At 60.4% G+C, this 21,956-nt stretch carries 21 protein-coding genes; 13 read left to right on the forward strand and 8 right to left on the reverse strand.

Annotated features, from left to right (window positions below):
• Window positions 1-91 precede the first annotated feature (91 nt).
• The 4 genes from L4923_RS04030 to L4923_RS04045 all read right to left on the reverse strand — a co-directional run bounded on the left by L4923_RS04030 (window position 92) and on the right by L4923_RS04045 (window position 4,454).
• Window positions 92-1,093 carry an acyltransferase family protein gene (locus tag L4923_RS04030; RefSeq protein ID WP_239362229.1) on the reverse strand — a complete coding sequence of 334 codons (1,002 nt, stop codon included), beginning with the start codon at window positions 1,091-1,093 and terminating at the stop codon, window positions 92-94.
• The gene (locus L4923_RS04035; protein ID WP_239362231.1) at window positions 1,090-2,346 is read right to left on the reverse strand and encodes an O-antigen ligase family protein; all 1,257 of its coding nucleotides are present in this window, start codon (window positions 2,344-2,346) and stop codon (window positions 1,090-1,092) included. Before L4923_RS04035 ends, L4923_RS04030 begins: the two co-directional genes overlap by 4 nt.
• 103 nt (window positions 2,347-2,449) lie before the next feature.
• Window positions 2,450-3,721: a polysaccharide biosynthesis/export family protein gene (locus tag L4923_RS04040; RefSeq protein ID WP_239362233.1), complete on the reverse strand. Its 1,272-nt coding sequence runs from the start codon at window positions 3,719-3,721 to the stop codon at window positions 2,450-2,452.
• Window positions 3,722-3,776: 55 nt separating this feature from the next.
• The gene (locus L4923_RS04045; protein ID WP_239362235.1) at window positions 3,777-4,454 is read right to left on the reverse strand and encodes a sugar transferase; all 678 of its coding nucleotides are present in this window, start codon (window positions 4,452-4,454) and stop codon (window positions 3,777-3,779) included.
• A 618-nt stretch (window positions 4,455-5,072) separates the two neighbouring features.
• Here L4923_RS04045 and L4923_RS04050 point away from each other — a divergent pair.
• Complete coding sequence (locus L4923_RS04050) at window positions 5,073-5,369, forward strand: exopolysaccharide production repressor protein (RefSeq protein WP_239362237.1); 297 nt, start codon at window positions 5,073-5,075, stop codon at window positions 5,367-5,369.
• Between the two features lie 134 nt (window positions 5,370-5,503).
• On the forward strand, window positions 5,504-6,508 hold the full coding sequence (locus L4923_RS04055) for a glycosyltransferase family 2 protein (RefSeq protein WP_239362240.1): 1,005 nt from the start codon (window positions 5,504-5,506) through the stop codon (window positions 6,506-6,508).
• On the opposite strand, the gene L4923_RS04060 is transcribed toward L4923_RS04055, so the two are convergent.
• Window positions 6,499-7,443 (reverse strand): polysaccharide pyruvyl transferase family protein, encoded by a 945-nt coding sequence (locus L4923_RS04060; RefSeq protein WP_239362241.1) that lies wholly within the window; start codon window positions 7,441-7,443, stop codon window positions 6,499-6,501. The two genes, L4923_RS04055 and L4923_RS04060, sit on opposite strands and share 10 nt — an antisense overlap.
• 9 nt (window positions 7,444-7,452) lie before the next feature.
• Window positions 7,453-8,412, reverse strand: a complete 960-nt coding sequence (locus L4923_RS04065) for a glycosyltransferase family 2 protein (protein WP_239362242.1) — start codon at window positions 8,410-8,412, stop codon at window positions 7,453-7,455.
• Window positions 8,413-8,448: 36 nt separating this feature from the next.
• Here L4923_RS04065 and L4923_RS04070 point away from each other — a divergent pair, with 36 nt between their 5' ends.
• The 10 genes from L4923_RS04070 to L4923_RS04115 all read left to right on the forward strand — a co-directional run bounded on the left by L4923_RS04070 (window position 8,449) and on the right by L4923_RS04115 (window position 18,689).
• Window positions 8,449-8,673, forward strand: a complete 225-nt coding sequence (locus tag L4923_RS04070) for a hypothetical protein (protein WP_239362243.1) — start codon at window positions 8,449-8,451, stop codon at window positions 8,671-8,673.
• 4 nt (window positions 8,674-8,677) lie between these two features.
• On the forward strand, window positions 8,678-9,664 hold the full coding sequence (gene galE, locus L4923_RS04075; protein ID WP_239362244.1) for a UDP-glucose 4-epimerase GalE: 987 nt from the start codon (window positions 8,678-8,680) through the stop codon (window positions 9,662-9,664).
• A gap of 49 nt (window positions 9,665-9,713) precedes the next feature.
• A complete protein-coding gene (locus L4923_RS04080; protein ID WP_239362245.1) occupies window positions 9,714-10,112 on the forward strand; it encodes a hypothetical protein in 399 nt (132 codons plus the stop codon).
• A gap of 156 nt (window positions 10,113-10,268) precedes the next feature.
• On the forward strand, window positions 10,269-11,111 hold the full coding sequence (exoK, locus tag L4923_RS04085) for an endo-1,3-1,4-beta-glycanase ExoK (RefSeq protein ID WP_239362246.1): 843 nt from the start codon (window positions 10,269-10,271) through the stop codon (window positions 11,109-11,111).
• A gap of 57 nt (window positions 11,112-11,168) precedes the next feature.
• Window positions 11,169-12,344: a glycosyltransferase family protein gene (locus tag L4923_RS04090; protein ID WP_239362247.1), complete on the forward strand. Its 1,176-nt coding sequence runs from the start codon at window positions 11,169-11,171 to the stop codon at window positions 12,342-12,344.
• A 77-nt stretch (window positions 12,345-12,421) separates the two neighbouring features.
• A complete protein-coding gene (locus L4923_RS04095) occupies window positions 12,422-13,390 on the forward strand; it encodes a glycosyltransferase family 2 protein (protein ID WP_239362477.1) in 969 nt (322 codons plus the stop codon).
• On the forward strand, window positions 13,387-14,343 hold the full coding sequence (locus L4923_RS04100) for a glycosyltransferase family 2 protein (protein ID WP_239362250.1): 957 nt from the start codon (window positions 13,387-13,389) through the stop codon (window positions 14,341-14,343). The genes L4923_RS04095 and L4923_RS04100 overlap by 4 nt, the downstream gene beginning before the upstream one ends.
• Window positions 14,333-15,295 carry a glycosyltransferase family 2 protein gene (locus L4923_RS04105; RefSeq protein WP_239362251.1) on the forward strand — a complete coding sequence of 321 codons (963 nt, stop codon included), beginning with the start codon at window positions 14,333-14,335 and terminating at the stop codon, window positions 15,293-15,295. Before L4923_RS04100 ends, L4923_RS04105 begins: the two co-directional genes overlap by 11 nt.
• A gap of 54 nt (window positions 15,296-15,349) precedes the next feature.
• Complete coding sequence (locus tag L4923_RS04110; protein ID WP_054309831.1) at window positions 15,350-16,246, forward strand: UTP--glucose-1-phosphate uridylyltransferase; 897 nt, start codon at window positions 15,350-15,352, stop codon at window positions 16,244-16,246.
• An 88-nt stretch (window positions 16,247-16,334) separates the two neighbouring features.
• Window positions 16,335-18,689 (forward strand): polysaccharide biosynthesis tyrosine autokinase, encoded by a 2,355-nt coding sequence (locus tag L4923_RS04115; protein ID WP_239362252.1) that lies wholly within the window; start codon window positions 16,335-16,337, stop codon window positions 18,687-18,689.
• Between the two features lie 43 nt (window positions 18,690-18,732).
• On the opposite strand, the gene L4923_RS04120 is transcribed toward L4923_RS04115, so the two are convergent.
• Entirely contained in the window at window positions 18,733-19,527 is a 795-nt protein-coding gene (locus tag L4923_RS04120; protein WP_239362253.1) for a metallophosphoesterase family protein, read from the reverse strand.
• 290 nt (window positions 19,528-19,817) lie between these two features.
• Between L4923_RS04120 and L4923_RS04125 the strand changes: the two genes are divergently transcribed.
• Entirely contained in the window at window positions 19,818-20,930 is a 1,113-nt protein-coding gene (locus tag L4923_RS04125; RefSeq protein WP_275448255.1) for an acyltransferase family protein, read from the forward strand.
• 101 nt (window positions 20,931-21,031) lie between these two features.
• Here L4923_RS04125 and L4923_RS04130 read toward each other — a convergent pair whose 3' ends face one another.
• Entirely contained in the window at window positions 21,032-21,877 is an 846-nt protein-coding gene (locus L4923_RS04130) for a fumarylacetoacetate hydrolase family protein (protein WP_239362255.1), read from the reverse strand.
• Between the last annotated feature and the right edge of the window lie 79 nt (window positions 21,878-21,956).

Genomic DNA, 21,956 nt, shown 5'->3' on the forward strand with positions numbered 1-21,956 from the left:
GGAGCAACCCGCGCAAAAGTGCGCGACGGTTTTCCATCCGGAATCGCGTAAAACTCGGAGAGCTTCCGCGTTTTCCGTAAAATGGAACGCTCTAAGCGGCGTAGCGAACATTTCCGCGATGGCGGCGCGCCTTGAGCCAGGCAGCGACCGGTTTTTCAAGCAATTCGTGGCAGACCAATCCCGCTATGGTTCCGGCGACGATCGACAGGAGGAACACGGACAGCCCCGGCAAACCCAGGGCCTCGCTCGTCTTGACGACGACGGAGATCGCCAGCGTGTGCCAGAGGTAGATCGAGTAGGAGGCATCGCCGAGATAAGTCAGCGGCCGGATGTGCGGCACGCGGCTAGCCCTTTCGAGGACCAGAACGCCGACAAGAAGCATGCCGGACAAAGGGCCGAGCGCAGCCGGCCCGAAAGGCAGATGGCCAAACCCGACCAGGGCAAAGCCTGCTATCGACGCAACGATCAGAGGAAATCCCAGTGCGGATGGGGGCAAGCGATTTGCAAGCCACAATTTTCCGATCGCGGCCCCGATCAGGAACTCCGCCATCAAAGGGTTTGTATAGGTGCGAAGCACTGCGCCATCCGGCTGCAAAGCCAGGCCCAAGCAGACCAGCGCACCGAAAACCAGCGCGAGCACCAGAAATCGTTTCGCGGCCGGCAGGAACAGGACCGCCGAGAACAGCACGTAGAAAAACATCTCGTAATTGAGGGTCCAGCCTTGGACCAGAACCGGCCAGGTGCCCCCGTCGCTCGGCGAAACATGCGGAATGAAAGCGAACGATGCAAAGATATGAAAGGTCGTGAGCTTCATATTGGGGAAGAGTCCTGCAAGGCCGCCTGCCACCATTACTGCGGTCGCGATCCAGTAGAGCGGCACGATCCGCTCCGCCCGCTCGCGGAGGAACACTCTCGGTGAAGGCTGCCGCGTTTCGGCCAGCACCCACATAATGAACCCCGAAACGACAAAGAAAACGTCGACGCCGGCAGCTCCGATGACAAAATGACCGTCGGTGCGTTCGGCGGCGTGGAAGATCACCACTGCGAGTGCCGCGACGGCGCGCAGATATTGGATACCATAGAGCTTGTTCATGCCACGCTCTGCCAAAGCAAGTGAGGTGCCGTCGTAGCGGTGCCCCTTCTGGGCAAAGCGAGTTGTCCGGCTGCGTAGTAGACCAGGAACGAGCCGATGACGTAAGGGTTAATCACGTCCACCTCGACGAAGGACCGGATCAGGAACATCACGGCAATCCCAAGCAAGGTGAACGAGGCCGGATCCCGCCGCGCATCGATCAGGCGAAGCAGCAGACCGAAGGGAACGCGCACCATCAGCACAGCGATGGCAAGGATACCCGCGAGACCGAGTTCCACCAGCACTTCGATATAGGTGTTATGGAAATGGAAGCCGCTTCGGGAGCCGATGTAGAACTCCTGCCAAAGTCGTTCGGCCTCGGAAAATCCCTGCACCCAATAGCCCTGATAGCCGACCCCGAACCAGAAGGACTCCATGGCGGCCTCCCAGCCCTGCTGCCAGAGATAGGTTCGGCCTGTCAGGGTGGAATCCTTGCCGAAGGCACCGAGCACGGCATCGGCAGCACCCATGTTGAGCGCGACAAAGACGACGAGCAGGCCGATCGCCATGCCGGCGACCAGGCCGCCCTTGCGCGCTGAGGGCGAGAACCGCATCGCGAGCTTAAGACATATCAGCAGAGCGAGCGTCGCCCCTATGGCGAGCACCGAGGTCGCAGACTGCGCGGCAAGCAAGGTGTAGGCACACAACATGCCGCAAAAGATGGCCAGCAACCGCCAAAGACCACGCTCATGCTGCACGGCAACTGCCGTGAAGGCGAAGTAGATGCCGAGCGACGAGAAAAGGCCGAGTTGGTTCTTCGACGAAAACGCGCCGACAAAACTGTAGGTGCCATCAATCGGATCCAAATTGTATTGGCCGAAGGCGATGGAAAACAGCACCACCATGAGGATGCCGACCAGCGCACCGATGTTGAGCGTGCGGACCGAAACCGTACGCGCCGCAATCAGGGCGCAAACGACATGGGTGAGCAATTGCACACCCGCGCGCGCCGTCACACCGGGAGCATTCGACCAGAACATCGACAGGCATGCCAACACTGCGAAGGCGATGATCCAGGAGAAACGACGATAGTCGCCAAGCACCCGCTTGTAGTCCACCAGAATGAGCGGCAGCCAGCAGGCGTAATAGGCGAGAATGGAAACCTGTCCGAACCGGGTCGAATAAGCGAATACAAAGATCGACAGCGCGACCGCACCGGCGCCGTACCAGAAATTGCGGTCGGGATTCACAAGCAGTGCTTTTGCGATTCTCATGGCATCGCTCCGCAACAGGCGGTTTTGCGCCCATAAATGGCAGCGCCGCCCATTGGCGGCGCCGATCCTGCGGCTTTCATCACATATGGTCCGGGCAACGGTCTCAGTTGGACGTCACGCGCGGACCGGCAACCTCGATCTTGATCACGTCGCCAGGCAGCACGGGCGTGTTTTCGTCAGCTACGGTTTGGCTGTCCTTGCCGTCCTCACCCATGCGCACGATCGAATAGCTGATGATCGGCTCCGCGCCGTTGCCCGCGGTTCGCGCGGCGTCCGGCGCCCGCGACATCGCTTCAGTCATGAGGCCAGAATACATGCCCATCTTGTAGTTCAACTGCTCGAGATCGGCTTCCGTCTCCTGGCGGCTTTGAGCGACTTCGGTGTCGCGGTCGTTTTGCAGTTTGGTCGCGTCCTGTGTCGCCTTGGCGATGTCCTGCTTTGCACGCAGGCTGGCAGTCTCCAGGTCGAGCACCTGGCCTTCAAGCTCTGCGCTGGTCCGCTCGAGGTTCAGGATGCGCTGGTTCACCACCAACCCCTTCTCGGCGAGCCCGCTGATGCTTTTCAGCTCCGCCTTCGAAAGCTCAACCTGTCGATTCTGCGTGGCAATCTTCTTTGTCAGCGATTCGATCTCGGACTGCAGCAGCTTCTTGAGGTCGTCCAGCGCTGTCAGTTGCAGGCGCAGGCGCTTCTCACGAGCTTCCTTCAGCGCGGTCTCGTCTGCCATCAGTTTGCGGCCGACCTCGCTTTTGTTCAGCTCTTGCGGAAAGTCGATCTGATCCTTGTTGTCGGCCTCGGCGACCAATCGCGCGCGCCGAGCCAAAAGGCCATTCCGCTGCGCAACCAGCACGTCATAGTTGCCCTGCGCCTGGATGAAATCCCGTACGCCACCCGTTCCGCCATTGTCTGCGCGACGCAGCCCTCCGGCCAGGCTCATGGCTTTCAGCACCGTGAGGCCGGGCGCATAAGGATATTTGCCTGGGGTCTGAACATCACCGGCAAGGAATACCGGCCGGAATTCGGCGATCTCTACCGACGCTTCCGGACGATCGGGCAGGCCGAGTTTCTGCTGCAATCCCGCTGCGATCGCTGTCGCCACTTCGGTGGTCGTCTTGCCTTTGACTTCGAGTTCGCCAACGAAGGGCAGCGAAATCTCGCCCGTGGGATTCACGCTGTAGTCCCCGCTGATCGTAGCCCAGTCGCGAACCGCGCCCTCGGCGCTCTGCCATTCGGCAACCCGGATGCGCAGCTTATCCATCGCGTCGAGCCGATAGCCATCGGCCGCGGCCGCCGCGAAGGTCGCCGTCAGAAGAAGACCAAAGCATACAAAAACGCGGATGAACGGCCCAAAGGCCGCAATTGCGCGATAGTTCCTCAAGGGCGGTCGTCCTTTCTCAACTGGCGGCTTTCCCCATTCAATTGAACACACCCCATCAATAGCTGCCGCGCGACGAGAAAACGGCCGGAACGGTCCTGACCAGGATCTTGAGGTCGAAGACGAAGGACCAGTTCTCGACATAGTGCTGGTCGAAGGCGACGCGAGCGCCATAGGAAACGTCGTTGCGTCCGCTGACTTGCCACAAGCCGGTAAGGCCCGGGCGCGACTGCAAATAGTATTCCGCCGCAGTACCGTAGAGTTCGAGCTCGTCCTTCACCACGGGACGCGGGCCGACAAAGCTCATTTCACCGCGCAGGATATTGAAGATCTGGGGCAGCTCATCGAGGGAGAGCTTGCGCAGGACCATGCCGACATTGGTGACGCGCGGGTCGTTCTGCAGCTTGCGGGTGGCATTCCATTCTTCGCGGTCTTGCGGATTGTTGGCGAAATGAGCGGCCAGCACTTCATCGCCGTTCTCGACCATGCTGCGGAACTTCCAGCATCGGAAGACCGTGCCGTTCCGGCCGATTCGCGGGTGGCCATAAAGGACCGAACCACCATCGGTAGCCTTCACCAGGGCTGCCAGCATCAGCAGCAACGGGCTGAGCAGTACAATGCCAGCCAATGCACCTATAATGTCAAAACCACGCTTTATGGCGCCGCCGATCGCCGGAGGAGTCTCGGCGTCCGGCGGGCACGACAACCTGTTGGCCAATCTGGCGGCTTCTCTCATTTTGTTGCTCCGCAAAAAATGGTCAGGTCAACGATGCTGCATTGCAGCATACGAACAATAGAGCGCTGGATATGTCACCTCTATGATGAAAATCGGTCGCAATAACGAGACGGCAGTCATATTTTGTAACGAATCGAAACATTGCGGGTTCTGCGATGCTCGAACCCTCCATGAAAACTCACTTTTGTGTTTGATTTCCTTTATTTTTTCAATATTAAACTATAAAATATCGCAGATACGCCGGTATTTATCCAAATGTATTTTATTTTTCAATGAAAAGGCTACAGATATTACCAATAGCGCTAAAATAACGCGAGCACCATCACTTCAAGGTTTGCACGTACAACCGCAAGCGCGCATGTGTTGCAATAATATCTCCAACCAGCCCAAGGTAAATTGCGAGACGGGAAGTGATGCAGTGGTGTGTTGCCTAGTGTTGCCCAAATTCCTATATTTGTTGGTGTGCGGGCAAATGGGAAATCAGGGCTTCATGCTTCAAAGAAAGCGTGTCTTGATTTCATCGGCTGAGGTGTAAGACCAGCGCCCGTCACGGCGGGAGAGAGGTTTTGCCCAAGCGTTTCAACACGACACGAAATCAGAACGACAGGGAAGGATAAGATGTCTTTCCTGTTATTCCTTCGTGGCTTGATCGGCGTGTTGGTTGCATTCGCCATAGCAAGCTATGCCATTACGCAATCGGCTTGGACAACTTTCGTCCAGACTTTGATTTGCGCAATTATTATTCAGGTTGGCTATTTTATCGCCATCTTGTTCATGGTTTGGCGCTCCAGCGCGACCAACAACAGAGGCAAAGGCTTGGCTCGCGGTGAAAACATCGTCGCATCCTCCAAGGAAATCCAGCCCAAGGGTGAAACAGCCCAGCTACCGGGCGTGGGGCGTTCGCCGCTGCCTTAAGGTTCCTCCGAATAAACTGTCATCAAATCGCCTTGCGTTTCTGCCAACAGGCAGCCGCAGCGTGTGGCATGCTGTCAAATGGGCATTGGGGAATGGACGGGCCGCAAACGAACGGCCTCAATTGGAGTGTGGAGATGGCCTCATCCGCCACGGTCTGCGTGATCATCGCGGCCAGGAACGCCGAATCAACCATTGCACGCGCAGTTGCTTCGGCACTGCGCGAGAAGCGGGTTTCCGAAGTCGTCGTCGTCGATGACGGCTCCCAGGATGCGACAGGCCAAGCCGCCCTGGAGGTCAATGATTCCACCGGCCGGCTGCATCTCCTTCGTCTCGACCGCAATCAAGGACCGGCCCATGCCCGCAACCGGGCTATCGAACATTCCAAGGCGCCGCTGATTTCCATATTGGATGCCGACGACTTTTTCCTTGAAGGCAGGTTTGAAACGCTGCTCGACGGCGACGACTGGGATTTCGTCGCCGACAACATCGTCTTCATCGACAGTCGCAGCGCGCACAACACCGAGCCGCAGGTGCCGAATTTTGAACCCGCACCGCGCTTCCTCGACCTGCAGGGATTTGTGGAAGGCAACATTTCGAAGCGAGGCGCTTCGCGCGGTGAGATAGGCTTCCTGAAGCCCGTCATGCGCCGTTCTTTCCTGGATGCACACGACCTGCGCTATGACGAACAGCTGCGGCTGGGCGAAGATTATGATCTTTATGCCCGCGCATTGCTGAAGGCTGCCCGATACAAAATCGTCCATGGTTGCGGCTATGGTGCCGTCGTGCGCGCGGATTCGTTGAGCGGAAAACACAGGACCGAAGATCTGAAGCGGCTTTACGAAGCCGATTTGGCCATGTTGGCCGGCCCCTTGCCGGAAGCGGCAAGGAATGTGTTGAGCCGCCACGAGCGTCACGTCCGTGGCCGCTACGAGTTGCGCCATTTCCTCGATATCAAAGCGTCTCGCGGCTTGATCCGGGCAGGCGTCCACGCCCTGATGCATCCAACCGCGCTACCGGCGATTGCCGGCGGCGTTCTCGGCGACAAACTGGAAGCGCTGGGACGGCGGCAAGGGCCGACCACCGATCAGCCGGCACCTCTGCGTTACCTGCTGCCGGCTCACATCGGCATTCAGAAATAATCGCGCCGCACCTCCGCGAGAACTTCGCGGAAACGATCCTTCCGGTCCATCAGTCTTGCCTCGCTGCTGAGTTGCGGCTTGGCCTTGCGGGCCTGCCACAATGCCAGGATCGACGGTGCCGCCAGTGCTTGCTTGGCTACGGAGCGCAGCCTGGACGGTGGTGGATCGTTGCGAGCCATCACCAATGCCTCGCCCTGGGCACCGACATCCTCAGCCTTGACCGTCGGCTGCTCGAATCCGAAGCCCCAGAAGCGCGCACCTTTCGTGATCGCCTCGGCTCTCGACGAGATCGGTATCTGGCGCGGTTTATATTCGACCTCAAGCGATGTCGCCCAATCGCTCCATTTGAAGGAATTGATAGAGCGCGAGGTCGTGACGGCAACCCACGGCACCCTGAAGGCATCGGCAAGGATGGCGGCATGCATCGATTCGGCTACCACCATTTCTGCCTGGGCGATGGCACGGATTACCGACTTGGCTTCGCCGCACGGGTCCACGTAGCCCAGCCCCGCTGCCTGGCAGACGAGGGGCCAGATGCCACCGACAGTCGATTCCCAATGCGGAACGAAGATTGCGCCGCCGGTCTTCGGCAAGTTCCGGAATTCCGGCATCTCGGCCACCATGACAGCTGGATCAATGATGCCGAGTTCCCGTGGCAGCCCCAGTTTTTCGGCGGTCAATGGCCCACGGACGGCGCGGATATCCCATTCCGCCGCATTTGAAAAATCGGGCAGTGAGCCGTAACCGAAACCGCTTCCGATGACGAGTTTCTTCACATCGCTCGGCAGCAGCGCCTGGTTCAGCACTGTTCCGACACCGACCAGAAGCACTTCCGGATGCACGTTGCGGAAGCCGGGCAAAAGGAAATCCCATAGCCACAGGTTCAGATCGTCGCCAAAATTGCCGTGAGCGGATTCCCAATAGAAAGGCTGCATGGAAGCGTCCTATTTCGCGATCTTGGAAACAGCGAGATTGACAGCGCTGCTCAAAAGTTTCGGATCTCGCCATGCCCAAGCGGCCAACTGTTTGAATTGCGGCGCCTTCCGCGCCTTCACCAGTCGCGCCTGCCCCCACAGAGCCTGATTGCGGGCCGTCTGCTTGTAGGCCTCGATGGACGCGCGGTCTTCGGCAACATGCTGAAAGCGGTTCTCCAACTGGTCAAGTGCCACCCAGGTGTTGAATTGCTGCTTCAGGAATTGCGGCGAATCGCTATCCAGTCCGTGGAAGATGTTGATGCCTTCACCACGCACAGCACCGACGGCTTCGGAAAGGATCGCACGACGGGCTCCCCGAACGCAATCATAAAAGAAAAGCACGTCCTCGGCGGCCAGGCGCAGCGAAGCATCGAAACGAACCTTCCGGAATAGCGGTTCGCCTATGACCATGCAGGACAGATGCATGAAGCTCCAGTTCTTCAGCATGGTCGCGCCGAGCGCCGGGATCTCGACGAGCGGCGGCTCGTGGGCAAGCCGTATGACTTCGGTCACCTCGGCGAGGTCGGCCACGCCGAAGTGGTAATAAAAGGCATCGCCACCTTTGATCGAGGCCCAGTAACAATCCGCATCAAAAAGTGACAGCCCAGCCATGGCATTCTTCAGATGGTCGGGAGTCCACTCGTCGTCGGAATCGAGGAAGGCGGCATAGGCGCTGTCGGCGCCGATGTGATCGAGCCCGGTGTTGCGTGCCCCACCCGGTCCCGCATTCGGTTGTTTTACAACAGTTATTCGTTTTCGTTCGGCAAGAGCGAGATCTGAAAGATCGCTTTCAGCCGGCAGCGGGGAGGCATCGTCGACGACGATCACATCGAAATCCGGATGCGTTTGCGCTAACACAGATCTCAGCGCGCGGGCCAGGATTCCGGGCTCTCGCTGGTAGTAAGGTATGATGACAGTGCATTTCGTCATTTTTTCGCGCCTTCGGGAGTTTAGGAACCCGCGCAAGTGGTTCCGATGATTCCGGTCGGTGCCCCCCGTCCAGAGCTCGCTGACGCACGGCCGCTCGTTCAAACAAACGGTGTTCGTCCCATGCCGGCTGCTTTTAACCTGAAAAGCGTGACAAAAGATGTCGGCCGCAGCGCGCCCTCCAAAATCAGCACATTCGGGCTGAAATTTGTCGCCGTCCAGGCAACGTTTTCCGAACCCTTCGCACCCATCGAAAAGGATTGATCCCGTGACCAACATTCTCGTCGTCGGCGGCGCCGGATATATCGGATCCCACACTTGCCTGAATCTGGCCGAGCGCGGTTTCACGCCGGTCGTCTACGACAATCTGAGCAACGGCCATGCCGAATTCGTCAAATGGGGGCCATTGGAGCGAGGCGACATCCGCGACCGGGAAAGGCTTACCGCAGTCATCGAGGCTTACCGTCCCGCTGCCATCGTGCATTTCGCGGCCCTTATTGAAGTCGGCGAATCAGTGAAGGCGCCAGCCGCCTTTTACGAAAACAACGTCGCAGGCACGCTCAGCCTGCTCCTTGCGGCCCAACAGGCCCGTATCGACAAGCTAGTCTTCTCCTCGACCTGCGCCACCTACGGTCTGCCTGTCGATGTGCCCATGAAGGAAACGCATCCGCAGAATCCTATCAATCCTTATGGCCGTTCCAAGCTGATCGTGGAGCAGATGCTGGCCGATCTCGACCGCTACCAGGGCTTCCGCTCCGTCATCCTGCGCTATTTCAATGCAGCCGGCGCCGACCCTGAAGGCCGCATCGGCGAGCGGCATTCACCCGAAACACACGCGGTACCGCTCGCTATCGACGCCGCCCTCGGTCGCCGTGCCGGTTTCAACATCTTTGGCACCGACTACGACACGCGCGACGGCACCTGCGTGCGTGACTTTATCCATGTCGCCGATCTTGCCGATGCCCATGGGCGCGCCGTCGAATATCTTCTCGGCGGCGGAGAAAGCGTCGCGCTCAATCTTGGTACCGGCACCGGAACGACGGTTCAGGAATTGCTCACAGCGATCGCGCGGGAGGCCGGCAAGCCATTCCCGATTCAACGTGAAGGGCGTCGCGAAGGCGATGCTCCTGTCCTGGTCGCCGACAATGCCAAGGCAAGAGCCGTCCTGGGCTGGAATCCGAAACATGACCTCGAATCGATCGTGCGTTCGGCCTGGCGATGGCACGCCTCGACGGGACTGGCTGCGGCAGAGTAAGATAGCATCACGGGTGGGTAAGGTTGCGAACGGCAAGGAAGGACCGGCCATGGCCTTATTCAAATTCCAGGGGCAAAAACAGTTTCGAGTCAGAAGTCCTCGGCGGGATCGCGAAACCGACGCGGCACGTGCCGCCCGTCTGCTCGCCCTCGTCGATGGGTTGCGCAAGGAAATCGAGCGCGAGCGGGACGGCTTGCGCAATCGCCACGAGAGTGTCGCGTTCCAAGCTGCTTTTTCGCAACAAGCTCTCGAAGATGACGAGGCGACCTCCATGTCGCCAGCGATCAGCGACCTCACCGACATGATGATCCGCTATGCGGAACGCATCTCTGCACTGGAGAAGCAGATCGATTTTGTTACCGGATTACGCGCTCAGGCCAAGCTATTTCCCTTGGAAAACGAAGAGGTCGGAGCTTCCGCTGCGGGCAAGGGCCGACGCCTGGCTTAACCGACGATCATAAAAAGTTACCACGCGGCCTGCAGGAATGTGGGCTGACGTCACATTGTGATCCGCTAATTGATCTTATGTGCATTGCAACATTCGCCCGAAATTGACGCGGGTCGCAGCGCAGGCGAACGACCCGAAACGAAAGTAGCAAGCGGTATGGCTGTAAGTCTGAGAATACCGGCGCGAGCCGCCCTGACATGGTGTGTGATGGGTGTTTCGGCGCTTACCGTTTCTACGGCCGTCACTACCATAGTGCGTGCCGAAGAACAAAAAGAAGCAAAGGCGACGGGGAAATCCTTCGTCGAAACCTTCGACAAGCTGGACCGGAAGCGCTGGTACGTTTCTGATGGCTGGTCGAATGGCGATCACCAGAATTGTACCTGGTCGGCCAAGCAGGTCAGCGTTTCCGACGGCACGCTGAAGCTCGGCTTCCAGCCTGAAGAGAGCAAGGGCCGTTCCTATGTCTGCGGCGAAGTGCAGACGTTCAAACGATTCGCCTACGGCACCTTCGAAGTGCGCATGAAGGCCGTCGCCGGCTCGGGTCTCAACACCGGCTTCTTCTCCTTCATCGGCCCGGTCCACAAACAGCCGCATGACGAGATCGATTTCGAAGTCCTCGGCAAGGACCCTTCGAAGGTGCAGGTCAACCAGTACGTCAATGGCAAGAGCGTGGGTTCAGCCAAGCTGGTCGATGTTCCTGGCGGCGCGGATAAAGACTTCCACGACTATGCTTTCGTTTGGGAAAAGGACCGCATCGCCTGGTATGTCGACGGCAAGCTTGTTGAAGAAGCCACCGACCCTGCCAAGCTGCCTAGCCATCCGTCCAAGATCTATCTCAGCCTTTGGGGCAGCGACACGCTGAAATCCTGGATGGGTGCATTTGCCAGCCCTGAAAAGCAGATCACCGCCGAAGTGGATCGCGTTGCCTTTACCGCTTCCGGCGAGGCCTGCCAGTTTCCCGAATCGATCGTCTGCAAGTTGAACAAGAGCACGCAATGAGCGCGACTATCCATCCACGCCTCATCGCGCAGCGGCAACCAAGCTGACGGCACGGTCATGTTGAATATTCTCTACCTGGTCCATGATCTTTGCGACCCGGCGGTGCGTCGGCGCGTAACGATGCTCCAGACCGGCGGTGCCACGGTGACCCTAGCCGGCTTCCGGCGCGCCGAGACCGTTCCGGATTTCGGTGGCCTGACGCCAATCGATCTTGGAACCACCGCCGACCGCGCGTTTGCGCAGCGCCTCGCTGCGGTAGCGAAGGCGGCATTGTCTCTGGGATCCAGCCTCGCCGGCATCCGCAAACCGGATGTCATCATCGGCCGCAATCTCGAAATGTTGGCCTTGGCCAACAGGGCGCGCAGCCTTTTCGGTGGCTCGGCCCCGATCGTCTATGAATGCCTCGACATTCATCGGCTTCTTCTGGACCAGGGCGCCATCGGCCGAACACTGCGAGGTGCCGAACGTTTCTTCAGCCGCAACACGCAATTGTTGCTGACCAGTTCACCGGCTTTCCTGCGCGACTATTTCGAAGCCTACGGCCAGATCAGGGTACCGGCCGTATTGCTGCAGAACAAGATTCTCGATCTGAGCGGAAAACCACCTCAGCAAGCGAAGCCCCCGGTCCTGCCGACAGAAGGCGAACCATGGAGAATCGCCTGGTTTGGCGCACTTCGTTGCGCCAAGTCGCTTCAATTGCTGGCTGATTTCACACGTCGGATGCAGGGCCGTTTCGAAGTGATCTTGCGCGGCCGCCCGGCTCGCACCGAATTCGACGACTTCGACGGCTTCGTCCGTGCGGAACCCTACCTCTTCTTCGAGGGGGCCTACCGCAATCCTGAAGACCTCGCCGCAATCTATGGAGAAGTGCATTTCTGCTGGGCGATCGATTTTTTCGAAGAAGGCCTGAACTCGAGCTGGCTGCTGCCCAACCGGCTTTATGAAGGCTGTCGTTTTGGCGCCGTGCCGATAGCCATGAAGGGCACGGAGACTGCGCGTTTCCTCGCTGATCGCCATATCGGCCTCACGCTCGACGAGCCGTCGGTCGAGAACCTTTCTGAAGTGTTGGCGGGCATCGATACCGAGACCTATCTCGCTCAACGCGGCAGGATCACCGCCCAGGATCTCGGCATGTGGATTTGCAACCCGGCTGATTGCCAGGGCCTCGTCGACCGGCTTGGCCGCCTCGTCGGTTCGGAACGTCAGAACGTCTTGCTGGAGGTTGCGGCATGAATGCCGTCGACACCGATATTCCCGCAAACCAGGCGAATGCGGAGCCGCAAACCAGCGTCGGCAAGGCCGGCCGTTGCATGGTTGTGATCCCCTGTCTGAACGAAACAAGGCATATCGCGGCCCTGCTCGGCGAGCTGGCAGAACCGGCGGAACGCAACGACCTGCGTATTGTCGTCGCCGATGGCGGTAGCACGGATGGTACGCGCGACATCGTGCGCGAGATTGCCAGCAAGAACCCGCGCGTCCTGCTGCTCGACAACCCGCGACGTCTACAGAGTGCGGCGGTCAATTTGGCTGTCGCAACCTATGGCGACGAAGTCGATCTTTTCATCCGAATCGATGCACATGGCGGCTATCCGGCAGATTATTGCGACCGCCTGATCGAAGAGGCCTCCACCACCGGCGCTGATTCGGTGGTCGTCTCCATGGCGACCAAGGGGTTCGGGCTGTTCCAGAAGGCGACCGCGGTCGCCCAGAATTCAAAACTGGGCAATGGTGGCTCACCGCACCGCGAGGGCGCTCCCGGGCACTGGACAGACCACGGCCACCACGCGCTGATGCGTGTCGAGGCCTTCCGGGCCGTCGGTGGTTATGACGAAAGCTTCAGCCACAACGAGGATGCCGAATTGGACTATCGGCTGCGCGCCGGAGGTTACCGCATCTGGATGACCGACAAGACGTTCATGACCTACTACCCGCGTGAGTCGGCAACCGCATTGTTCCGTCAATATCTCGGTTACGGCCGAGGCCGGGCGCGCAACATTCTCAAACACCGCACAAAGCTGAAGCTGAGACAAGCTCTTCCGCTGCTGGTTTTCCCGGTTGTCGTCGGCGCCTCGCTGGCATTCCTCAGCCTGTCGGCACTTGTGCCCGCCGGCCTTTGGATTGCCGCCTGTCTTGCCTATGGAGCCTGGATGGCGATCGGGCAGCGCAATCCCTATGGCCTGCTCGCGAGCCTCTCGGCCATGATCATGCACTTCGCCTGGTCGATGGGCTTCTGGCTGCAGGTGCTGGGTTCCTGGAAACGCGGAGCGGCGACACCATGACCCCCCGCGATCACCCTTCTTCACCAGCTATTCGGGTCGATGTGTGCGTATGCACCTACCGCAGGCCATATCTCGCGGAAACCCTGCGCTCGCTCGCCGCTCTCAAACTCCCGGCCAACGCCGCGGCGCGCATCATCGTCAGCGATAACGACGCAACGCCCACCGCCCAGGAGCTAACCTCGTCCCTCGCTGCGTCGTTGCCTTTCGAGGTGACATACATCCATTGTCCGGCATCCAACATCTCGCTGGCGCGCAACGCCTGCCTGGAAGCCGCCAGCGGCGATTTCCTCGCTTTCGTCGATGATGATTCGGTCGTGACGCCGCAATGGTTGGCGGCGCTGATCGGGACCGCCGAGACCACCGGTGCGGATGCCGTGCTCGGCCCCGTGCAGTCCGTCTACGCGCCGACGGCTCCCAGCTGGATGCGTCGCGGCGATTTCCATTCGACCAATCCGGTCTGGGTCGATGGGCAGATTCGCACCGGCTATAGCGGCAACGTGCTTCTGCGCCGGACCTCGCCACATGTCGATGGCCGGCGCTTCAACCTTGCGCTCGGCAAAACCGGCGGGGAGGATACCGAATACTTTTCGCAACTTCACGCGGATGGTGGACAGATCGCCTTCGCCTCGGACGCCACCGTGCTCGAACCGGTGACCGAGAGCCGCGCCCAGTTCCAATGGCTGGCCAAGCGCCGCTTCCGTTCCGGCCAGACCCACGGCAGGCTGCTCGCCAGCCAACTGCCGGGCCGACGGCCGGCGCAGATCGGGCTGGCAGCAGCCAAGGCCGCCTATTGCTTTGCCGGCGCGGCGGCACTTGTCGCGATCCCGCATAAGCGCAATCGCCAGATGCTGCGCGGCATCATGCATGTCGGCGCCGTCAGCGGCCTGCTCGGTGTCCGCGAAATCCGCCTCTACGGCGACGAGCCGGCGGGAGGGCATACCCATGCAGCGTGATGTCAGCTTCATCATCGCCGCCTACAACGCCGAGGCCTCGATCGGGCGCGCCATCGAGAGCGCGCTTGCGCAGCGCGATGTCTCCATCGAAATCATCGTCGTGGATGACAGATCCGGCGACCGCACGGTTGAGATCGCACGCGCCTTTCCGCCCGAACAGGTCAAGGTCATTGCACTGGATCAGAACCGCGGCCCCGGCGGCGCGCGCAATGCCGGGCTGGAAGCTGCACGGGGCCGGTGGGTCGCGGTGCTCGATTCCGACGACACTGTGCATCCGGAGCGCCTGCAGCGCATGATCGCAAGAGCCGAAGGTCGGCAGGCACAGGTCGCTGTCGACAATCTCGAAGTGGTCCGCGACGCCGCAGGCATTCGCGAAGCGATGTTCGAAACAAAGCAGCTCGAGGCCCATCCGGAACTCACGCTGGCCGATTTCATTGCTGCCAACATCATGTTCGAAGCCACTTTCTCCTTCGGTTACATGAAACCGATCTTCGAGCGGCGCTTTCTGGAGCAGCACGGGCTACGTTACGACGAAGGCCTGCGCATAGGCGAGGATTACATCTTCCTGGCTTCGACCCTGGCTAAGGGCGGCCGCTGCGTCATCGAGCCGAGTGTCGGTTACGCTTATCACATCCGTGAAGGTTCGATTTCGCGGGTGCTGGAACTGCATCATGTCGAGGCGATGCTGAAGGCCGATGCCGTCTTTCTTGAACAGCATATCCTCGATCCGCGTTCGGCTGCTGCACAGACACGCCGCACCCGTAGCCTCAGACAGGCAGCTTCCTTCCTCAAGCTGGTCCATCATTTGAAGGCACGCGCACCTGTCCATGCTGTGGTCACGGCGCTGCGTGATCCGGCAGCACTTCGGCATCTGGGCATGCCGATCGCCGCAAGGTTGCGCCGTCTGGCCACCACCTTCCAACCTGGCCGGGCGCCATCGGAAGCCGGCTGACGAACCACTTTTGAAATTGGGCGGAGGGGCTCAATTGCAAACAGGGATAACGTGATGAAAAAGGTAAGAAAAGCGGTGATACCGGTTGCCGGTTTGGGCACGCGGTTCCTGCCGGCCACAAAGGCGATGCCGAAGGAAATGCTGACGGTGGTGGACCGTCCCGTCGTGCAATATGCGGTCGACGAGGCGCTGGAAGCCGGCATCGAACACATCGTCTTCGTCACTGGCCGCAACAAGCATGTGATCGAGGATTATTTCGACATCCAGCCCGAACTCGTCGAGACACTGACGCGCTCCGGCAAGAACGAGCAGCTTGCATCGCTCTCCCGCCTGCAGCCGCAGCCGGGCACGATTTCCTTCACTCGCCAGCAGGCGCCGCATGGCCTTGGTCACGCAGTTTGGTGTGCCCGCGACATCGTCGGCGACGAGCCCTTCGCCCTGTTGCTGCCCGACATGGTCTCGTTCGGCGATCGCGGCTGCCTGGCCGGCGCCATGGATCTCTATCGTGAAACCGGCGGCAACGTCGTCGCGGTCGAGCAATGCGATCCGCTGGAGACCGGCAGCTACGGCATCGTCGGCAAGGGCGCCAGCGTCGGTACAGGCTTTACCATCACCGAAATGGTGGAAAAACCGGCACCGGAAGCAGCACCTTCCAACCACTACATCAACGGCCGCTATGTGCTGCAGCCGGAGATCTTCGACATCCTCAGCACACAGGAACGTGGCGCCGGCAACGAGATCCAGCTCACCGACGCCATGGTCCGCCTGTCGGAGAGCCAGAAATTCTATGCCTCTCCATTTGAGGGCCGCATGTTCGATTGTGGCTCGAAGGACGGCTTCATCCAGGCCAATGTCGCCTTCGCGCTCGCGCGCAAGGATATCTGCGACCTGGTGTTCGAACCGATCGAGGAAATGATCGCTTCGCAGGCACGCCGCAGCCGCGCTGCCTGACGGAAGACTAAGACGAACGTAACGACGCGCCACGGCCATTTTGGCCGTGGCCGGCTTTTTCATTTCGCGACGGAGCGCCGGAGCAGCCATGAACCAGGGAAGTTATCCGTTGAAACCCATGTCCTCGGAAGATTCATCGGACTTCATCGATCTCGACGCCCTCCTGGCGGCGGCACGCCGGCAAGCCCGGCTGGTCGGCCTGTTCGGCTTGATCGGTCTGGTCCTGGGTGTGGTCTACCTCGTGGCGACGCCGCCGCAATACACGTCGGGAACGCGAATTCTCCTGGATGACAGCCTGACCCGCTTCGCCGAGGACAAGCCGACGCCGCCGGCGGGTCCTCAGGCTGACGCCATGGTGTCGTCGGAGGTCGAAATCCTCAAATCCAGCCGCCTCGCCCGCGCCGTCGTGCTGGCGGAAAAACTCCAGGACAACGAAGCGTTCCTCAACCCGCCGCGCTCGCCGCTCAGCGCGCTGAAAGCCACGATCAAGAGCATAGCCGGCTTCTTCTCGTCCTCGTCCGAGGGTGAGCCCGGCTCGGTGCAGGACGCCAAGATCGGCCGCGCCATTGGCATTCTCCAGGATGGAGTCCATGCCGAGCGCGTGGGCCGCAGCTTCGTCATCGACCTGTCCTACACCGCACCGGATCCCAAGCTGGCCGGCTCGATCGCACGCGCCTATGCCAATGCCTATCTTTCCGACCACCTCGATGCCAACTTCGACGCCACCCAGCGAGCCACGGTATGGCTGCAGAGCAGGCTCGACGAATTGCGGGAGAACTCGCAGAAAGCAGCTCTCGAGGTCGAACAATTCCGCGCTGCCAACGGGCTGACCGCCGCGCGCGGTGAACTGATGTCGGAACAGCAGCTGTCCGATCTCAACAAGCAGCTCATCCTGGCACAGGCCGACACCGCCAATGCGCTGGCCCGCTACAACCAGTTCAAGGCGATCGTCGACAGCGGACCCGAGAACGCAGTCAAGAACGCCACCATCCCGCAGGAAAAGGGCGCCAGCGGCCAGAACAGCGCCGCCATCAACGACATGAAGACGCGCTACCTCAGCGTCAGCAAGCGCGAGCAGGACATTTCCAGCCGCTTTGGCGAGGACCATCCACAAGCGGTGGCGCTGCGTGCCGAACAAGTCAACCTGACCAACCAGATTTACGCCGAGCTTCAGCGGCTCACGGAGAGCTACCGTAACGAATACCAGGTTGCGAAATCGCGCGAGGATTCGTTGCGCAGCAATGTCGGCGACCTGGCCGGGCAGAACTCCCAGACAGGCAGCGCGCAGGTAAAGCTGCGCGATCTGGAGCAGAAATCCCAGGCGCTCAACACGCTCTATCAGGCCTTCCTGGCACGCTATGAGCAAGCCGCACAGCAGCGCTCGTTCCCGATCGCCGAAGCCCGTGTCATTTCCACCGCCGGCAATCCGACCTCGGCCTCCAGCCCGCGCAAGACGATGGTGCTTGGCCTTTCGCTGGTGCTCGGCCTGTTCGCCGGCGCGGCCGCCGGCGCGCTGCAGGAATTCCGCGAGCGCTTCTTCCGCACGGGCGACGACGTACGCGACGCCCTCGACCTGAACTTCCTCGGCTACCTGCCTCTGATCGGCGGGCGCTTCGCCGATGCAAAACCGCGGGCTCAGCCCTCCGCCGACGCGCTGGCTGCGAATTCTTCCGGCCCAGAGACCGTCACCCCCCGAATTCTCAGGGTGGCGATCAACCAGCCCGCTTCTTCCTTTGCCGAGACGCTGCGCAACGTCAAACTGGCCAGCGACGTCGTCCTGCACCGAGCCAACGGCAAGGTCATCGGCTTCGTCTCCGTGCTGCCGCGCGAAGGCAAGACGACCACCGCCGCCAATTTCGCCGGACTGCTCGCTGCCAATGGCGCACGAACCCTGCTGATCGATGCCGACTTGCGCAATCCCGGCCTCAGCCGAGGCCTGTCGCTGACGCCCGACAAGGGTCTGGTCGAGGCCCTTGTCGGCGAGCATCGCTGGCAGAGCGCATGTCTTGTCGACCGCAAGACCAAGCTGGTCATCCTGCCCGCCGTGGTACGTCGGCGTCTGTCACACACCAGCGAACTCATTTCGGGGCCGGCGATGGCCGCCCTGCTGGAAGAGGCACGCAAGTCCTTTGACTATGTCGTGGTCGACCTGCCGCCACTCGGGCCGGTGGTCGATGCCAAGGCTTTCGCCCCGCTGGCAGACGGTTTCGTTCTGGTTGCCGAATGGGGTGCCACGCCACGCCTTCTTGTGCGCTCTGCCCTGCAGGCCGACCGCCAGATTGCGGCAAAGACGCTTGGCGTGGTGCTGAACCGCACCGACATGAAAAAGCTGGCGAGCTACGGCATGTTCGGTGCCGCCGAACAGTATCTCGACCGCTACGCGTCCTACTATGTCGAACAGACAGTGACGGAGCAGGAGCCGAACCGCACGGAGCCCGCCTGATCCGGTGACAGGAAGCGCTGCATATCCGGCCCGTCGGTTGCCCTCAACCTTCCTGAGGCAAGTTGCTGAAGTAGCGCCCCTTGTCCTGCCAGATGCGCAGCGCCGTCAGCCTGCCGCTGAAGAAGGCTCCGGTGTCGAGGTTGACGCGCATGCCTTCGCGGCCGGCTTCCTCGACCGGCGTATGGCCGTGAACCACATAGCGCGAAAGCAGATGCGCGCGCTCGAAAAAGGCCGAGCGGATGAAGACGAGATCCTCGTCCGTCTGCTTGTCCAGTGGGATGTCTGGCCGCACACCGGCATGGACAAAAATATATCGCGGCGTTTCGACCAGCACCGGCATCGAGCGCAGCAGCGCAAAATGGGCCGGCGGTATCGATCTGCGGATTGCATCGTCGACCTGCTCTGCGTCGCGGAAGATCTCGATCAGCCGCCGATGATCAATCCCGTAAGAGTGCAGGGTACTCTCCGCCCCCATGCGCAACCAGGCAGTGAGACTGGAGCGGCCTTCCAGATAGTCCAGCATGGCAAGCTCGTGATTGCCGGCCAGGCAGATGCGCTCCACGCCGATTGGCGGAGGCGCCGCGAGATGGTCGAGCACCTGGGCGGATGCTGGCCCACGGTCGACATAGTCGCCCAGCATGATGATAAGCGCGCGCCCAGGCAACGCCGAAGCGTCGCGGACGATAGCGTCTTCCAAAGCCAGAAGCTCGCTCAGGCAGCCGTGAACGTCCCCCACCGCATAAACGGCGGTACCGGCCATATCGAGGCGCAGGCGCGGCAGACGCGGCCGGGCGCCACCCGCCTTCAGGCCGAGAATGCGTCCGACACGCTTGATCATCTCGCGTTTTTCATGATTGCCCGGACCTTGGCAATGGCCCGGCCAGCACCCTGCCTCCATGCTGCTGTGTCAACCGGGGCCGTAATTCGTGAAGTCGTCAAACGGTCTGAACCCCTTAATACCACGCCCGGGCTTTATACAACGCCCGCTTATCGATGCGTCTCTGTGCTTCGCCTCCTGAGAGACCGCACCGCTCGCCGCTCCATCACGCGGAGCCGATCACGTCGAGGAGACGAATTTTGAAAAACCCCGCACCCCGGACCTCGCCTGTCCCGCCCGTTTCGCCGGTAATGTCCGACCGTGTCAGAATTGCGCGCGTTCTGTGCATCTTTCTCATGATGTTCGTTCACGTGCAGCCAGGCATCGCCGAGAATGTCTATGATCGGGACACGTCCGCTTTCGATTTCATCTATTTCGTTTTCACACGGATCCTGGGCTTGAGCTCCGTTTCCCTGCTCAGTGTGGTTTCAGGCTATTTCATTGTCGCCAGTCTGCTCAAGGCCGACCCGTTATCGCTGGCGCGATCCAAGTTCAAGACGCTTGTCGTACCGCTCGTGTCCTGGAACCTGGTCATGCTGGTGCTGCTTGTTGTGTACGGACTGATGACGGGCAAGTGGCGGGACATGCCGGATCCGACGTTGCTCGGCTGGGCGAACGCCTTCTTCGCCGTCACCGATTGGCCACTCGACGTGCCCTTGTGGTTCCTGCGTGACCTTTTCGTCTGCTGTCTGCTGTCCCCGCTGCTCTACCAGGCACTGAAACGTTTCGCGCTACCCACCATGGCGCTGCTGGTCGTCTATACGCTGTTCGGTGACGACCTTTATCTGCTTCAGCGCCCGCAGCTTCTTTTGTTTTTCTCTCTCGGCATGTGGCTACGCATTGCTGGCACCAGCATGATTACCGTCGATCGCTTGTCGCTGGCATTGACAGTGGGTCTGGTCGCGATGGGCGCTATTTTCATCACCATCCGTTTCCAGCGTGTCTTGCTTGGCGAGTTGGACGATCAGTTGCGGGTGACGCTCGATACGTTGCTGCGCATCACCATGGCTGGCGGTCTCTGGGTGCTGACCGGATTGATCCGGCATTCGGGATTTGCGTCGATCTTCATAAGGCTGGAGCCGTACGCCTTCGCCCTGTTCTGCAGCCACGCCATCCTGTTCAATTTTGCCGGCATCATCTTCCGACGATTCTTCGGCAACTATGGATCGGATTTGTTTCCGATCACTTTCTTCACATTGCCGCTCCTGGCAGTTCTATGCGCGGTGATCGGTCTGCAGACGATTCGCCGCTCGCCGACGCTGCTCTTCCTGCTCAACGCCGGCCACAGCGTACCGCCATGGCAGAAGACGGAGGCAAAGGAGCAGGACGGACAAGAGGATGACCGCCGGCGCGCTCGCGCCTGACGGGGGAAGAGCAACGGCTCCCGACCTTTCCCAGAGCGTTTCCGTTTTTATGGAAACGCGGAAACGCTCTAGCTTCAGAAAGGTCGGGATGATCGTCCGTCTTAGACGTCCGCCTTGAACGTCTGGCGTTGGCTGCCGAGCCCCTCGATACCGAGTTCGACAACGTCGCCGTCCTTGAGATAGCGAGGCGGTTTCATACCCATGCCGACACCGGGAGGCGTACCGGTGGAGATGATGTCGCCCGGCTGCAGGCTCATGAACTGGGACAGGTAGGAAACCAGGAAGGCGACACCGTAGACCATCGTCCTGGTCGAGCCATTCTGCATGGTCTCACCGTTCACGGTGAGCCACATCTTGAGATCCTGCGGATCCTTGATCTCGTCCTTGGTCACCAGCCAAGGTCCGGTCGGACCGAAGGTGTCGCAGCTCTTGCCCTTGGTCCATTGTCCCGACCGCTCGGTCTGGAACGCACGCTCCGAAACATCGTGGGCGACGCAGTAGCCGGCAACATAGTCCAAAGCCTCGGCTTCCGAGACATATTTGGCCGTCTTTCCGATGACGACGCCGAGTTCGACTTCCCAATCGGTCTTCTGCGAGCCGCGGGGGATCAAAACATCGTCATCCGGTCCGACGATGGCCGAAGTTGCCTTCATGAAGACCACCGGCTCGGGTGGCACCTGCAGGCCGGATTCCGCGGCATGGTCGGCATAATTGAGGCCGATGCAGATGAACTTGCCGGTCCCGGTCACACAGGCCCCCAAACGCGGCTTGCCGGAAACCGCCGGAAGCGATTTCGGGTCGAGCTTGGCAAGAGTTGCGAGAGACGCCGGATCCAGCGTCTTGCCGCCGATGTCGGCAACATGGCCCGAGAGGTCGCGGATCGTGCCGTCCGCCTCGACGAGGCCGGGCTTTTCGGCGCCGACGGCGCCATACCGAACAAGTTTCATACAGTCCTCCAGTTCAATTCAGGCACGGAGCATTTCCAGCCGAAGCGCGTTCGCTTCGGTGTGATATCACGCGGCAAAA

This window comes from Terribium retamae (assembly GCF_022347545.1).
Classification (GTDB): domain Bacteria; phylum Pseudomonadota; class Alphaproteobacteria; order Rhizobiales; family Rhizobiaceae; genus Mesorhizobium; species Mesorhizobium retamae.

Coding starts and splice junctions, on each gene's coding strand:
- L4923_RS04030 (WP_239362229.1), bottom strand. CDS start 1,093: ATGAACAAGCTCTATGGTATCCAATATCTGCGCGCCGTCGCGGCACTC.
- L4923_RS04035 (WP_239362231.1), bottom strand. CDS start 2,346: ATGAGAATCGCAAAAGCACTGCTTGTGAATCCCGACCGCAATTTCTGG.
- L4923_RS04045 (WP_239362235.1), bottom strand. CDS start 4,454: ATGAGAGAAGCCGCCAGATTGGCCAACAGGTTGTCGTGCCCGCCGGAC.
- L4923_RS04050 (WP_239362237.1), top strand. CDS start 5,073: ATGTCTTTCCTGTTATTCCTTCGTGGCTTGATCGGCGTGTTGGTTGCA.
- L4923_RS04055 (WP_239362240.1), top strand. CDS start 5,504: ATGGCCTCATCCGCCACGGTCTGCGTGATCATCGCGGCCAGGAACGCC.
- L4923_RS04060 (WP_239362241.1), bottom strand. CDS start 7,443: ATGCAGCCTTTCTATTGGGAATCCGCTCACGGCAATTTTGGCGACGAT.
- L4923_RS04065 (WP_239362242.1), bottom strand. CDS start 8,412: ATGACGAAATGCACTGTCATCATACCTTACTACCAGCGAGAGCCCGGA.
- L4923_RS04080 (WP_239362245.1), top strand. CDS start 9,714: ATGGCCTTATTCAAATTCCAGGGGCAAAAACAGTTTCGAGTCAGAAGT.
- exoK (WP_239362246.1), top strand. CDS start 10,269: ATGGCTGTAAGTCTGAGAATACCGGCGCGAGCCGCCCTGACATGGTGT.
- L4923_RS04090 (WP_239362247.1), top strand. CDS start 11,169: ATGTTGAATATTCTCTACCTGGTCCATGATCTTTGCGACCCGGCGGTG.
- L4923_RS04095 (WP_239362477.1), top strand. CDS start 12,422: ATGGTTGTGATCCCCTGTCTGAACGAAACAAGGCATATCGCGGCCCTG.
- L4923_RS04100 (WP_239362250.1), top strand. CDS start 13,387: ATGACCCCCCGCGATCACCCTTCTTCACCAGCTATTCGGGTCGATGTG.
- L4923_RS04105 (WP_239362251.1), top strand. CDS start 14,333: ATGCAGCGTGATGTCAGCTTCATCATCGCCGCCTACAACGCCGAGGCC.
- L4923_RS04110 (WP_054309831.1), top strand. CDS start 15,350: ATGAAAAAGGTAAGAAAAGCGGTGATACCGGTTGCCGGTTTGGGCACG.
- L4923_RS04115 (WP_239362252.1), top strand. CDS start 16,335: ATGAACCAGGGAAGTTATCCGTTGAAACCCATGTCCTCGGAAGATTCA.
- L4923_RS04120 (WP_239362253.1), bottom strand. CDS start 19,527: ATGATCAAGCGTGTCGGACGCATTCTCGGCCTGAAGGCGGGTGGCGCC.
- L4923_RS04125 (WP_275448255.1), top strand. CDS start 19,818: ATGTCCGACCGTGTCAGAATTGCGCGCGTTCTGTGCATCTTTCTCATG.
- L4923_RS04130 (WP_239362255.1), bottom strand. CDS start 21,877: ATGAAACTTGTTCGGTATGGCGCCGTCGGCGCCGAAAAGCCCGGCCTC.